The organism is Acinetobacter sp. CAU_H_S170_2 (genome assembly GCF_058890445.1).
Genome location: NZ_JBZYAE010000001.1, coordinates 1,293,153 through 1,306,071 on the forward strand (window position 1 = coordinate 1,293,153; position 12,919 = coordinate 1,306,071).

11 protein-coding genes are annotated in these 12,919 nt (G+C 42.5%); 5 read left to right on the forward strand and 6 right to left on the reverse strand.

What is annotated here, in order from left to right:
* Positions 1–176: 176 nt before the first annotated feature.
* Positions 177–1,271, reverse strand: a complete 1,095-nt coding sequence (gene queG, locus AC5EUN_RS06330; RefSeq protein ID WP_029575046.1) for a tRNA epoxyqueuosine(34) reductase QueG — start codon at positions 1,269–1,271, stop codon at positions 177–179.
* 22 nt (positions 1,272–1,293) lie between these two features.
* Here queG and AC5EUN_RS06335 point away from each other — a divergent pair, with 22 nt between their 5' ends.
* On the forward strand, positions 1,294–2,763 hold the full coding sequence (locus tag AC5EUN_RS06335; RefSeq protein ID WP_010326937.1) for a bifunctional ADP-dependent NAD(P)H-hydrate dehydratase/NAD(P)H-hydrate epimerase: 1,470 nt from the start codon (positions 1,294–1,296) through the stop codon (positions 2,761–2,763).
* A complete protein-coding gene (locus AC5EUN_RS06340; RefSeq protein ID WP_010326936.1) occupies positions 2,760–3,038 on the forward strand; it encodes an acylphosphatase in 279 nt (92 codons plus the stop codon). The genes AC5EUN_RS06335 and AC5EUN_RS06340 overlap by 4 nt, the downstream gene beginning before the upstream one ends.
* 67 nt (positions 3,039–3,105) lie before the next feature.
* On the opposite strand, the gene slyD is transcribed toward AC5EUN_RS06340, so the two are convergent.
* From slyD to AC5EUN_RS06355, 3 genes are all read right to left on the reverse strand, one after another.
* On the reverse strand, positions 3,106–3,588 hold the full coding sequence (slyD, locus tag AC5EUN_RS06345) for a peptidylprolyl isomerase (protein ID WP_004696728.1): 483 nt from the start codon (positions 3,586–3,588) through the stop codon (positions 3,106–3,108).
* Between the two features lie 139 nt (positions 3,589–3,727).
* Entirely contained in the window at positions 3,728–5,029 is a 1,302-nt protein-coding gene (locus tag AC5EUN_RS06350) for an NAD(P)/FAD-dependent oxidoreductase (protein ID WP_010326935.1), read from the reverse strand.
* Positions 5,030–5,153: 124 nt separating this feature from the next.
* Complete coding sequence (locus AC5EUN_RS06355) at positions 5,154–6,464, reverse strand: D-alanyl-D-alanine carboxypeptidase PBP6B (RefSeq protein ID WP_010326934.1); 1,311 nt, start codon at positions 6,462–6,464, stop codon at positions 5,154–5,156.
* 179 nt (positions 6,465–6,643) lie between these two features.
* On the opposite strand from AC5EUN_RS06355, the gene AC5EUN_RS06360 reads away from it, so the two are divergent.
* The gene (locus tag AC5EUN_RS06360) at positions 6,644–8,347 is read left to right on the forward strand and encodes a M61 family metallopeptidase (RefSeq protein WP_010326933.1); all 1,704 of its coding nucleotides are present in this window, start codon (positions 6,644–6,646) and stop codon (positions 8,345–8,347) included.
* Positions 8,348–8,429: 82 nt separating this feature from the next.
* Here the strand turns inward: AC5EUN_RS06360 and uraH are convergent, their stop codons facing one another.
* On the reverse strand, positions 8,430–8,828 hold the full coding sequence (gene uraH, locus AC5EUN_RS06365; RefSeq protein ID WP_010326932.1) for a hydroxyisourate hydrolase: 399 nt from the start codon (positions 8,826–8,828) through the stop codon (positions 8,430–8,432).
* 494 nt (positions 8,829–9,322) lie between these two features.
* On the opposite strand from uraH, the gene AC5EUN_RS06370 reads away from it, so the two are divergent.
* Entirely contained in the window at positions 9,323–11,554 is a 2,232-nt protein-coding gene (locus AC5EUN_RS06370) for an NADP-dependent isocitrate dehydrogenase (protein ID WP_010326931.1), read from the forward strand.
* Between the two features lie 126 nt (positions 11,555–11,680).
* Positions 11,681–12,055 carry a hypothetical protein gene (locus AC5EUN_RS06375; protein WP_010326930.1) on the forward strand — a complete coding sequence of 125 codons (375 nt, stop codon included), beginning with the start codon at positions 11,681–11,683 and terminating at the stop codon, positions 12,053–12,055.
* Between the two features lie 39 nt (positions 12,056–12,094).
* Here the strand turns inward: AC5EUN_RS06375 and AC5EUN_RS06380 are convergent, their stop codons facing one another.
* Positions 12,095–12,886 (reverse strand): pseudouridine synthase, encoded by a 792-nt coding sequence (locus tag AC5EUN_RS06380; RefSeq protein WP_010326929.1) that lies wholly within the window; start codon positions 12,884–12,886, stop codon positions 12,095–12,097.
* Positions 12,887–12,919: the final 33 nt, after the last annotated feature.

Genomic DNA, 12,919 nt, shown 5'->3' on the forward strand with positions numbered 1-12,919 from the left:
ATTGTAAAAATAGTTGCAAAGTTGAGCACTTTTTGGGAAATTTTGCCGCAAAATTCTATTTATTTAGATTTTGAGTTACACTGAAAATGCAGCTAAATAGATAAAATAAATAAAATTATGCAAGCAAATGGCTATTTGATTGAACTTTTATTGATTGAGTCTGTTTGAAGCAAGTATTACTGCTTTTTCATCAGTTGCTCTTGGATGGCCCAGTCAATATGGACTTGCACAATATCGTTAAGCTCTGGGCGAGAAGCTTGTAATTGCTGCAATATTTCATCTGAAAATGGTGCATTACCTAGACCAATCGCGACGTTACGCATAAAGCTTTGGTAGCCTGTACGACGTAGGGGACTCCCTTCTGTATTTGCCATAAAGGTGTTTTCATCCCATTGCCAAAGGTCAATTAGTTGAATGTCATCCAAACCATGACGTGGGTTAAAATCATCAATTGGTGTGGTTTTGGCAAAGCTATTCCACGGGCAAATGAGCTGGCAGTCATCGCAACCAAACACACGGTTACCAATACCGCGGCGTAGTTCTTCAGGAATAATGCCTTGAAACTCAATAGTTAAATAGGCAATGCATTTACGCGCATCTAATAAATAAGGCTCAACAATGGCTTGGGTCGGGCAAATATCAATACACGCGCTACATGAACCACAGTGTTTGGTGGTGGCTTGGTCAAAAGGTAGCTCTAAAGAGGTAAAGAGCTCACCCAAAACAAAAAATGAGCCTGATGTTTTATGAATGAGTAAGGTGTGTTTACCGACCCATCCCATCCCTGCATTTTCAGCCAATGATTTTTCAAAAATGGGTGCTGAGTCTGCAAAGGGGCGAGATTCAAAATCGCCAACTTTGGCTTTGATTTTCTGAGAAAGGGTCTTTAAACGCCCACGCATGACTTTATGATAGTCACGTCCGCGTGCATAACGCGCAATGATGGCGCTATTTGGTGCAAAAGGCACAAGACGTGGTTCAGGAACGGCAACTAAATAATCCATACGCACACAAATAATGCTTTTGGTGCCCGGAACAAGTAGGGTTGGATCTGCGCGTTTTTCTAAGTTTTCAGCAAGAAAATGCATGTCACCATGATAACCAAGCTCTAAATATTTTTTAAAACGCGGCAATTCAACTTGAGCATCTGGTTTGGCGATGACACAATCAGAAAATCCTAAAGCCAGTGCTTCAGCTTTAATCCAAGCCTTAAGCTGCTCTAGATCATATTGATCTACAGGGATTTTTGAGGAAGATGTGGATGTTGTCATAACCAAGAACAAAGGAAAAATCATGCATCAGCAAGTGTACCACAGCAGCGAGATTCAAGCATGGGAAGGGCGTTGGTTCGCACAGCAAAATAGTGCTTATGGGTTGATGCAACAAGTCGCATGGTCAACAACTGAACATATGCTGCCTAGGCTTAAACAGCAGCAGGTCAAAAGCCTCGCAGTGTGTTGTGGTCAAGGCAACAATGCAGGTGACGGTTACTTGATTGCATCGTATCTAGCCGCGCAAGGTTATGACGTTGAAATTTATGCAGCTGCATTGGGAGAGTCTGTATCACTACAACAAGCACATGCAGCGGCCGTGAAACAGGGAATAATGATTCATACCGGTTTTGCATTTCAACGCCCTTATGATACCTATATTGATGCTTTGTTTGGCATTGGGTTAAACCGTGAACTAAGTTCAGACTGGCAGGCAGTGATTCAGCAGATTAATAGACAAACAGGTTTAAAAATTGCGGTTGATATTCCAAGTGGTTTGCAGGCCAACACGGGGCAAGCTTTACCTTGTGCAGTTGTCGCCGATTATACCTTTACAGCTCTGGGCTTAAAGGCGGGTTTATTTACTGGGCAGGGTAAAGCCTATGCAGGAGTCGTTGAGCTTATTTCGCTACTTCCCGTAGACAGTGCTTTAAAACCTTTAGCTTCGCTTGCTCCACAACATATGCACCTTGTACCGCGTCAAGCATTTGGACATAAAGGAAGCTATGGGCACGTACTGGTGATTGGGGGACATGCACAGATGGGTGGTGCGGTGATGTTAGCCGCTGAAGCTGCCTTTCATGCGGGAGCTGGCAAGGTGACGGTGGTGTGTGATGCAAAACACCATACTGCAATTTTAGCCCGTGCACCGAATATTATGCTGCGCGATATTAACCAAATGTCGCTCCAAGAGCGTGAAGCATTGGTGGCACATGTGGATGCAGTCAGTTTTGGTATGGGCTTGGGAAGAGACTCGTGGGCTCAGCAGCAGTTTGATGCATGGTTTCCACTCATTCAAACCAGTGCTTTTCAGGTGGTATTGGATGCAGATGCTTTATGGTTTTTGGCTGAAAAGCCAGTAAAACTCGGTGAGCAGGTGTACGCAACACCGCATCCTGGGGAGGCCGCGACTTTACTCGGTATCAGTACTTCAGCGGTGGAGTCCGACCGTATTGCAGCTATTTATGCTTTACAAGAAAAATATGCAGGACAATGGGTGCTGAAAGGTTCGGGAAGCTTGATTTTAGATACGCAACTCTGGATTTGTACCGCAGGTAATCCAGGGATGGGGGCAGGTGGAATGGGTGATGTATTGGCAGGCATGATTGCCAGTTTAAAAGCACAGTTGCAAGATGACATTGCGTTACATCAAATTGTGACCTTACATGCCCAAGCAGGCGACCTTTTGGCTCAGCAAGGTGAGCGTGGTTTACAAGCGCAGCAAATGAGTCAGGCTATTTATACGGTCGTGAACCGAGAGCATACAGTATGAAAGCAGTAAAACTGACCATATCGGGAAAAGTTCAGGGTGTTGGATATCGACGCTGGTTTGCACAATATGCTGTTGCTTTAGGTTTAAAGGGTTATGTACAGAATCTGGATTCAGGTGCAGTTGAAGCACTGTTTTTTGGGGATGATGGTATGGTTGCCGAACTGGTGAATCATGCTAAAGTCGGGCCAACTCATGCGGTAGTTACGGATGTGGTCATCGTAGAATTGGCTTCAGAACAGCAAGGATTTACAGATTTTCAAATACGTCGCGAATGAGCAAGTATGCAAAAATAAAAAAAAGGGCGAAAGTTAAACTTTCGCCCTTTTTCTAAGATGTTAAATCTTAGTGGTGGTGACCACCAGCACCGTGCGCATGGCCGTGTTGTAATTCTTCTTCAGTTGCATCGCGGATTTCTACGATTTCAACTTCGAAAGTTAAGTCTTGACCAGCAAGTGGGAAGTTCGCATCAACAATTACGTTTTCGCCTTCAACTGCTTTTACAGTTACGATTTGAACGCCATCATCAGTTTGAGCTTGGAACTGCATACCCGCTTGGATGTTGTCTACGCCTTGGAACATTTGCGCTGGAACTTCTTGAACGAGTTCAGGGTTGTATTCGCCATAACCTTCAGCAGCAGGAACAGTAACAGTGAATTTTTCACCTACAGTTTTGCCTAGCAATGCATTTTCTAAACCTGGGATGATGTTACCTGCGCCGTGCAAATATGCAAGTGGTTCACCTTGTGATTGGTCTAGCGTTTCGCCTTCAGCGTTAGTCAATTTGTAGTTGAAAGAAACCACGTGATCATTTGCGATAGCAGTCATGTTTTTCGTCCATTCATTTAGAATTTAAGGGGTATATCATAAAGTGAAAAGCAGCTTTTGTAGACTAAATTTAGCAAAAAAACTGCATTTTCCACGTTCTTATGGCGTTTTTTTATTAGTGGGGACGCATTTTTAGATTTCAATGCAATTTTATTTTCGGACCGACTTTTTTATTCATCAGGTCTTTTGCGGTCATCAGCCCAGCTTGGGTATAGCCATGTAAGGTGGCCTGATGGAGTCGATATAAAGAAACATACATGGTTTTTGCCAGCACGCCTTGCACATTGACTTGGCCCAGTAGCTCGCCGACAGCTTTATATTGACTGAGGGAAACCAAAGAGCCTTTGTCAGAAAATTTAAACATCGGCAAAGACTGACTACGAATGCGCGCTTTGAGGGCTCGAAGCAAAAAGGCCGCTTGTTGACTGGCCACTTGAGCGCGTGGGCCAAGGACTGGTTCATCGGCTGCGGGCTGGCAGTGAGCGCAATCACCAAAGGCAAAAATGTTGGGGTCGGAACGGGTTTGCAAAGTCGCATAGACTTTAAGACGTCCAATCGCATCTTTTTCAAAGCCTTCAAGCGCATTTAAAACGAAAGGTGCTTTGATGCCTGCCGCCCAAACTTTTAGATCGGCATCGATTTGTGTGCCGTCGGCAAAATAGACATGGTCTTTATCTAACTTGGCAACACGGTGATGGGTGAGGACTTCAATGCCAAGCTTTTCCAATTGGGTATGTGTGTGATTTGCCATTTTGGTGGATAGGGCGGGAAGAATGCGATCCGCTGCCTCAATCAAGGTCACTTTGACTTTGTTTGGGTCAATTTTATTGAGACCGTATTTAAAAAAGGTACTTTTCGCATGGGCCAATTCGGCTGCAAGCTCGACTCCTGTGGCACCTGCACCAATAATCGCAATATTGAGTGCGCGTGTTTCGGGACGGTTTTGTGCATCCAAATACAAATGTAGAAGGTCTTGCTGGAAAATTTCAGCTTGCTGGCGACTGTCGAGGAAGTGGCAGTAATGTTTAGCGCCTTCGGTCGCAAAGTCGTTAGAGGTCGAACCGACTGCCAGGACTAAGGTGTCGTAGTTGAGTTCAAACTGCGTGGTTTCCGTGCTTTGTTTGGCATATTGGCGTGCTTCAAGTTTTACTTGTTTATGTTCTTGGTCTAAGCCGACAAAACGACCTAAAACAAACTCATAGTGATGTTTAGACGCATGTGCAAAATAATTGATTTCTTCAACACTTGGGTTGAGTGTACCTGCCGCAATTTCGTGTAGTAAGGGTTTCCAGATATGGGTGAGGTTTTGATCGACGAGGGTGATTTTCACCCACTTGGATTTTGCGAAGCTGTCACCGAGTTGCGTTGCTAACTCTAGACCACCAGCACCACCGCCAATAATAACAATATGGTGTGGCACTTGTTCTGTTTGTACAGCCATATGAAGCAACCTATTTATTATTAAAAAAAGAAGATGACATTGAATATGCCATCTTCTTGATTTATTGATAATTAGATTGTCTTACAAGTTACATAAAGTATAAAACTCGGGATACTGCTCGAACTTAACCGAGTGTATAGGTTTTTACTTTAGGTTCATCGCTTGATAAAAATGGAAACAAGCTTTTGAACCAAAACATTAGTCGTTGGAAAATATTGGCTTCTTCAATTTGTACATCTTCTTCAATGGTGAACGTTTGAATGAGCTGATTGTTTTGATAGACCTGCACTTTCGCCAGTTGCATCACTTCAGCCAGCGGAGCGGTCAGCTTGTTTTGCAACACTTCAATATTGAAATGCGTTTTTGTAGATTCTAAGGGATCAATGCGTTGTATAGTGCCATTGCCTGTATTGAGCATAATGCGTTGGTTGGTCTGATCAAAGGCATGTAAGTCAATGGCATAGGGTTGATCGTACAATGATGTGGTCACAATTTTCGGTTGCTTACTTTCCACTTTGAACATTTTCAATGTCGATTTGACTACAGGCAGTTCAGCGATAATTTGCTTATCTTTTAGTGCAACTTCATTGCGAGTATAGGTATAAGACAAATTCATGAGGTTGTGTGCAACTTCAGCGCGTTTTGCAGCACTTTCTGTACCCAATACAATCACCACCAAACGACGGTTTGGATTGTTTGGATTCATGGTCGGGCGGTTTGCTGTCAGGGCTAAATTGTATCCCGCTGCTTTGGTATAACCTGTTTTTAAGCCATCTACTGTCGGGTCTTGTTTTAACAGAATATTGGTTGCACGATGAAAGCGTTGGTTATAGCTAAAACTTTGCTGTTTTGAATAGTATAAATAGTCTGGCGTTTCATTCACCAAGGCTTGGCCTAATAGCGCTAAATCATGTGCGGTTGAATAGTGCTCTGGCATGGTGATACCCGCAGGGTTTTGAAAATGCGTTTCAGTCATTCCCAGCGCTTTGGCTTCTTGGTTCATTCGTGCAACAAAGTTTGGAATATCACCTGAGATGCGTTCCGCTAAAGTCACGGCTGCGTCGTTGGCAGACATCACCACTAAACCGGCTAGAAGCTGATCCACAGAAATCTGTTCGCCTTGTTTTAAGTACATTTGGGACTCATCCCACATCACTGTACTGACCACAGGTGTTGCGGTAAGAATTTCGCTCTTATTGAGCTTCCCTGCATTGATTTCTTTGAGTGCAATATACGCCACCATCATTTTGGTGAGCGAAGCGGGTGCACGTTGAACATGACTATTATGCTCTGCAATGACTTGCCCCGATTGGCTGTCAAAAATGGTCCAAGCTTGAGCTTCAACTGTTTCAGGAACAATATTGAGCAATGCCGCTTGAGTGAAACTTGAACATAAGGCGAAGAGTGTAGCGATGAAGTAGATGACAGCTTTCAATGAAATTCCCTAACCAAGCCATTCCGTGACTTTTAAACCTAAAACAGCTGCAAATGCTATGCCTTTTTTTCCTCAATGACCAGTCAAAAATGCAGACAAATGTGACTGTGACGCAAAACTGGCGTAAATAATGCTAAGCTAAGTTATAACTCATTTCATTTTATTTTGTATCGCCCATTATGTTGCATTATCAGATCGAATTTGACGATTATCGTCAGCACCTTATACACGTGACTTTACGTTTTGTAGCAGACCCAACACAGGTACTTTCATTACCGACTTGGATTCCGGGTAGTTACCTCATTCGCGAGTTTTCAAAGCATATAGAGTCGGTTCGTGCTTATGATGAAGAAGGGCGTTTGTTAGAAATTCAAAAATTTGAAAAGAATAAATGGCGTCTTTTTAATACTGACCATGAACTGATTACGGTTGAATATGATGTCTATGCCTATGATCTGTCGGTGCGCGGTGCGTATGTAGATCAAACCCGTTTATATGTAAACCCTGCATGTGCTTGCTTAGGTTTGGAGGGTCAAGAGGACAAAGCAGTTGAAGTTGAACTCTTCCTTCCTGATGAGCTGAAACACTTCCAATTGGCTACTGGTATGGCTTCAAAAAGCCTCGTTAAAGGTCGTTTTACTTTAAAAGCCAAAAACTATGCCGAGCTGATTGATGCACCATTTGAGTTGGCCGAACAGACGCGTTTTGGTTTTGAAGCCAATGGTATTCCGCACGAGTTTGTGGTGTCAGGTAAACATGCCATGAATGCTGCACGTATGCAGCAAGACATTGAAAAAATCTGTGCAACAGAAATCTCAATGTTTGGGTCAGCGCCATTTTCAAACTACACCTTTATGACGATGGCGACAGCAAATAGTTATGGTGGTTTGGAGCATCCAAATTCAACCAGCTTGATTGGTCCACGTGAAGACTTACCAAAAGCTAACGAGCCTGAAGAGCCGTCTGAAGACTACCAACGTTTCTTGGGTTTATGTAGCCATGAATACTTCCACTCATGGTTGGTCAAATTCATTCGTCCTGAAAATTTTGTCAATTATGATCTGAACAAAGAAGGCTATACCTCTTTGCTTTGGATTTTTGAAGGTTTCACGTCTTATTATGATGACCTGATTTTGCTGCGTAGTGGTGTGATTTCCCAAGCCTCATATATCAAACTACTCAAAACTCAGATTGATCGTTATTTGCAAAATCCGGGTCGTTTTGTTCAGTCTGTGTCTGAGTCCAGCTTTGATGCATGGGTGAAATTTTACCGTCAGGATGAAAACTCGAACAATGCAGGCACTAGCTATTACAACAAAGGCTGTTTGGTTGCACTATGCTTAGACTTAGGTTTGCGCTTACGTGGTTCAAGTCTAGACGCGCTTATGCGTAAACTTTATGAGAACGCGCAAAAGGGCATACAAGTACATGAGCGTACGATTGTAGAGTTGTGTAATGAGCTGACGGGTGATAACTGGATTGAGCAAATCAATCACTTAATTAATACCACAGATGAGTTACCGCTGGATCAACTTTTCCCTGAGTTTGGTTTAAGTTATAGCCTGAAAAATGATAAGTCATTACCTTTAGGTTTAAAGCTTGTAGATAAGCCAGAAGGCGTATTGGTGCAAAGCGCACGTCGTGATGGCGCTGCGGCTCAAGCTGGCCTTTCTGCCCATGATGTGATCATTGCGATTGATGGTCTCAAAGCAACGGTGAAACTGGTAGAAAAGTATGCCAAGCAAGAAGGCTCGTATAGCATATTGGCATTCCGCCGTGATGAGTTGATGAGCTTTGACGTAAAAGCTGCTGGCTCAGAGCTGACTGAAGTTGAATTGAAAGTCGAAGATCAAGCGAAAGCAGAGAAGTGGTTCAAGGCTTAGTCCCTAAGCCACTTTATTTGATTCTGTACAGACAAAAAACCGATGCTTAGGCATCGGTTTTTTATGCGCTTATTTATGTGCATTAACTACCACGGTAAGTGGAATAGCCATATGGGCTAATTAATAGAGGAATATGGTAATGATCTAATGAGCCATCAATTACAAACACCACGGGCACTTCAGGAAAGAATGAGCGCTGATTTTTTTGGCGAAACCAATCACCCGTTTTAAAGGTAACTTTGTATACACCTTTTTGTAAGGTCGTATCTTTTGGATATAAATCATTGATTCGACCTTGGTCATCGGTCGTACTTGAGCTGATTTCTGTCCATTTATCATTTTGTTGGGCTTCAAGTGTCACTTTGACATTGGCAGAAGGGAGACCATTTTCCAAATTCAGCACATGAACGCTCAATGGATTTTGAGCAAAACACCAAGAAGAAAAACCAAGTCCAATGAGCGGAAGCAGCATTTTTAGCATTGAATTGACCCTTACCGTTGCAGAAAAAAGATTAAGTTTAACCAACCCTATAAAAATCATAGGTTTAAAAATGTAAAAATGGAGGAGTACGAGTACATGGTTTATGTATCAATATTTAAGCTGTGGCATGATGAATGGTTCTGCCGATCTAAATTTAGTGCTGAAAAAAGTCATTCTGATGCATGTAGGGCTACAAGACTGTATTATGTGAAAAGTATCTGTTGTTGTGGCTTAAATGAGGTAAATAACACATTTCGCTAAAAAATTTGTTTATTTGCTAAGCAAAAGCTAAAGCCTTGTGGAAAGACGTGATTTTGAAAAACGAAGGCTGTAGTGGTATTTTCTGGCGAAATGTCGTTATCACTGGATATTACGTTGACTGTAAAGCCCTGAGGGACGATACTTTCAGGGTTTTATTCAAGCACATCGGTTCGCAGGGGTTGAGCCAGAAGCTCATCACCCTAAAAAACTCAATCTAACGCAAGGGGCTATATATGGCTGGTGGAAAGTCAACCATCATTTACACACTGACCGACGAGGCGCCATTGCTAGCGACTTATTCGCTACTGCCGATCATTGAGACCTTTACTAAACCTGCTGGTGTAGAGATCGTTAAAACTGATATCTCTGTTGCCGCACGTGTTCTCGCAGAATTCTCTGAATACCTAAAAGAAGAGCAAAAAGTCCCAGACAATCTTGCAGAACTAGGTCGTCTTACCCAAGATCCAGATACTAATATCATCAAACTCCCGAATATTAGTGCCTCTGTTGCTCAGTTAACAGCATGTATCAAAGAGCTTCAATCAAAAGGCTACGCGATTCCTGACTATCCTGAAAACCCAACCACTGAAGACGAAAAAGCGCTTAAAGCACGCTATGGCAAATGTCTTGGTTCAGCTGTAAACCCTGTATTGCGTGAAGGTAACTCTGACCGTCGTGCACCAGCTGCAGTGAAAAACTATGCGAAAAAACACCCGCACTCTATGAGCGAGTGGAAGCAATGGTCTCAAACTCACGTTTCTCACATGGATGAAGGCGACTTCTACCACGGTGAAAAGTCGATGACTTTAGACCGTGCACGTAATGTGAAAATGGAACTCATCACCAAGTCTGGTGAAACGATTGTTCTGAAGTCAAAAGTTGCACTTCAAGACGGCGAAATCATCGACTCAATGTTCATGAGCAAGAAAGCGCTTTGCGACTTCTATGAAAAAGAACTTGATGATTGTAAAGAAGCGGGCATTTTGTTCTCTTTACACGTTAAAGCAACCATGATGAAAGTTTCACATCCGATTGTTTTCGGTCACTGTGTGAAAATTTACTACAAAGATGCTTTTGAAAAACACGGTAAATTGTTCGATGAGCTAGGCATTAACGTAAACAACGGTATGGCTGGTCTTTACGAGAAGATCGCAACTTTACCGACGTCTTTACGTGAAGAAATCATCGAAGATTTACATGCTTGCCAAGAACACCGTCCTGCACTTGCAATGGTTGATTCGGCGAAAGGTATCACCAACTTCCACTCACCAAACGATGTAATTGTAGATGCTTCAATGCCTGCAATGATCCGTGGTGGCGGTAAAATGTGGGGTGCTGACGGCAAACCTTACGACTGTAAAGCAGTAATGCCTGAGTCAACTTTCGCACGTATTTACCAAGAAATGATCAATTTCTGTAAGTGGAATGGTAACTTTGACCCACGTACGATGGGTACTGTGCCTAACGTTGGTTTGATGGCGCAAAAAGCTGAAGAATACGGTTCGCACGACAAAACTTTCGAAATGTCTGAAGCGGGTGTTGCAAACATCACTGACCTAGAAACTGGCGAAGTGTTGATGACTCAAAATGTTGAGGAAGGCGACATCTGGCGTATGTGTCAGGTGAAAGATGCACCGATTCAAGATTGGGTAAAACTTGCAGTAAACCGTGCTCGTAACTCGGGTATGCCAGCAATCTTCTGGTTAGACCCATACCGTCCGCACGAAAATGAAGTGATCAAGAAAGTACAAAAATACTTGAAAGACCACGACACTGCTGGTTTAGACATTCAGATCATGTCTCAAGTACGCGCAATGCGTTATACACTTGAACGTGTAGCGCGTGGCCTAGATACGATTTCTGTAACGGGTAACATCCTACGTGACTACCTGACCGACTTGTTCCCAATTATGGAATTGGGTACTTCAGCGAAAATGTTGTCTATCGTTCCGTTAATGGCGGGCGGTGGTATGTACGAAACTGGTGCGGGTGGTTCAGCGCCTAAACACGTACAACAGCTTGTTGAAGAAAACCACTTACGTTGGGATTCTTTAGGTGAGTTCTTGGCGCTTGCTGTTTCTTTAGAAGAGCTAGGTATTAAAGAAGATAACGCTCAAGCGAAACTTCTTGCGAAGACTTTAGACCAAGCGACTGGCAAATTACTTGATAACGACAAGTCTCCATCACGTCGTACTGGCGAGCTAGATAACCGTGGCAGCCACTTCTATTTAGCGAAGTTCTGGGCTGAAGCGCTTACTGCACAAGATGAAGACGCTGAGTTGAAAGCGAAGTTTGCTCCACTTGCGAAAGCACTTGCTGAAAACGAAGACAAGATCATTGCTGAACTTGCTCTAGTTCAAGGTCAAGCTGCTGACATCGGTGGTTACTATGCTGTAGATACAGCTAAAGTAAATGCTGTAATGCGTCCAAGCGAGACTTTGAATGCTGCACTTGAAGCGATCTAAGTCAAAACTAAATCGGTAAATTTACCGATGAAGTGAAAAAAGCCGATGCATATGCGTCGGCTTTTTTTAATAAATATATAATTAATGTAAAACACACTGAGCATGGATTTAAAGAAGAAAAAGTAGATGAAAGTTTATAAATATAGATATGGCTCAAAACGTGATAGCTATCAGTTTGAATATGTAGAAATTGAAGATTTGTTTAAAGATTCACCTAAATATAAAAGTAATATTAAATCTATAGATAAGTCTTTGATTGATTATAATGATTATGGGTGGGGTGTAGAAAAGCAATATTTTGATAAAGTAGCAGAGGTTATTAGATGTGACCCGTATTTTGAAAAATTGGACTCAATATTTATTTCGTCAAGTGAATCAAAAAGTAGGAATGAGCCAATAATTTATGTTGGCTTTTATAGGTCGGGAAATGATTTATTGCCAAATAAGCGGTATTTGACTTTGACACAAATTGATGAGCTATATAAAGAAATAAATTTATAATAAAAAGCCCACTTTCGTGGGCTTTAAAATACTTAATTTTTAACGACCATTATTACGTCCGCGACCACGTGGTGCTTTCGTATTTGGACGAGTAGTACCATTGGTTTTACGCTTTGGTTTCTCACTATCATCCATTTGCCAAATACGCTTTGTACCTGACTTTTTCACAGAACCATCTTTGTTCTTACGAACCATAGGCTTACCACCTGTACCACCCGGTTTTTTCACATAAGAGCGCGAACGGTAAGGTTCTTCCGCAGGAATGTTTTGAAAGTCAGGGTATAAAAGGGGTTCGATTTCTTTAGATTCACCTGGTTGTAAACCCATTTGAACCAAATCAATTGCACCAATTTTAGTACGGATTAAACGTAAAGTAGGAAAACCTACAGCAGCAGTCATGCGACGTACTTGACGGTTACGGCCTTCACAAATTGAAATTTCGACCCAAGAAGTCGGCACAGACGCACGAAAACGTACAGGAGGATCTCGCTCCCATAACCACTCAGGTTGTTCAACTTTAGATGCTTCAGCAGGCAAAGTCATACCATCTTTCAGTTCCACGCCTTTACGCAACTGCTTCAGCGCTTCTTCAGTGACATCACCATCGACCTGAACCAAATACGTTTTAAATTTTTTATTGGCAGGGTTGGTGATGTATTGGTTCAAACCACCATGATCGGTTAAAAATACCAAGCCTTCAGAGTCCATATCCAAACGACCAGCCAAGCGCAAAGTAGAGTCGCTGACAAAGTCAGACATCGTCATATGTGCTTCATCTTTACGGAACTGGGAGAGGACGTCATAGGGCTTATTCAGGATGACGATTTTCATAGTCAATAACTTCTGTAATTACATAAAATAAGA

Coding starts and splice junctions, on each gene's coding strand:
- queG (WP_029575046.1), bottom strand. CDS start 1,271: ATGACAACATCCACATCTTCCTCAAAAATCCCTGTAGATCAATATGAT.
- AC5EUN_RS06335 (WP_010326937.1), top strand. CDS start 1,294: ATGCATCAGCAAGTGTACCACAGCAGCGAGATTCAAGCATGGGAAGGG.
- AC5EUN_RS06340 (WP_010326936.1), top strand. CDS start 2,760: ATGAAAGCAGTAAAACTGACCATATCGGGAAAAGTTCAGGGTGTTGGA.
- slyD (WP_004696728.1), bottom strand. CDS start 3,588: ATGACTGCTATCGCAAATGATCACGTGGTTTCTTTCAACTACAAATTG.
- AC5EUN_RS06350 (WP_010326935.1), bottom strand. CDS start 5,029: ATGGCTGTACAAACAGAACAAGTGCCACACCATATTGTTATTATTGGC.
- AC5EUN_RS06360 (WP_010326933.1), top strand. CDS start 6,644: ATGTTGCATTATCAGATCGAATTTGACGATTATCGTCAGCACCTTATA.
- uraH (WP_010326932.1), bottom strand. CDS start 8,828: ATGCTAAAAATGCTGCTTCCGCTCATTGGACTTGGTTTTTCTTCTTGG.
- AC5EUN_RS06370 (WP_010326931.1), top strand. CDS start 9,323: ATGGCTGGTGGAAAGTCAACCATCATTTACACACTGACCGACGAGGCG.
- AC5EUN_RS06375 (WP_010326930.1), top strand. CDS start 11,681: ATGAAAGTTTATAAATATAGATATGGCTCAAAACGTGATAGCTATCAG.
- AC5EUN_RS06380 (WP_010326929.1), bottom strand. CDS start 12,886: ATGAAAATCGTCATCCTGAATAAGCCCTATGACGTCCTCTCCCAGTTC.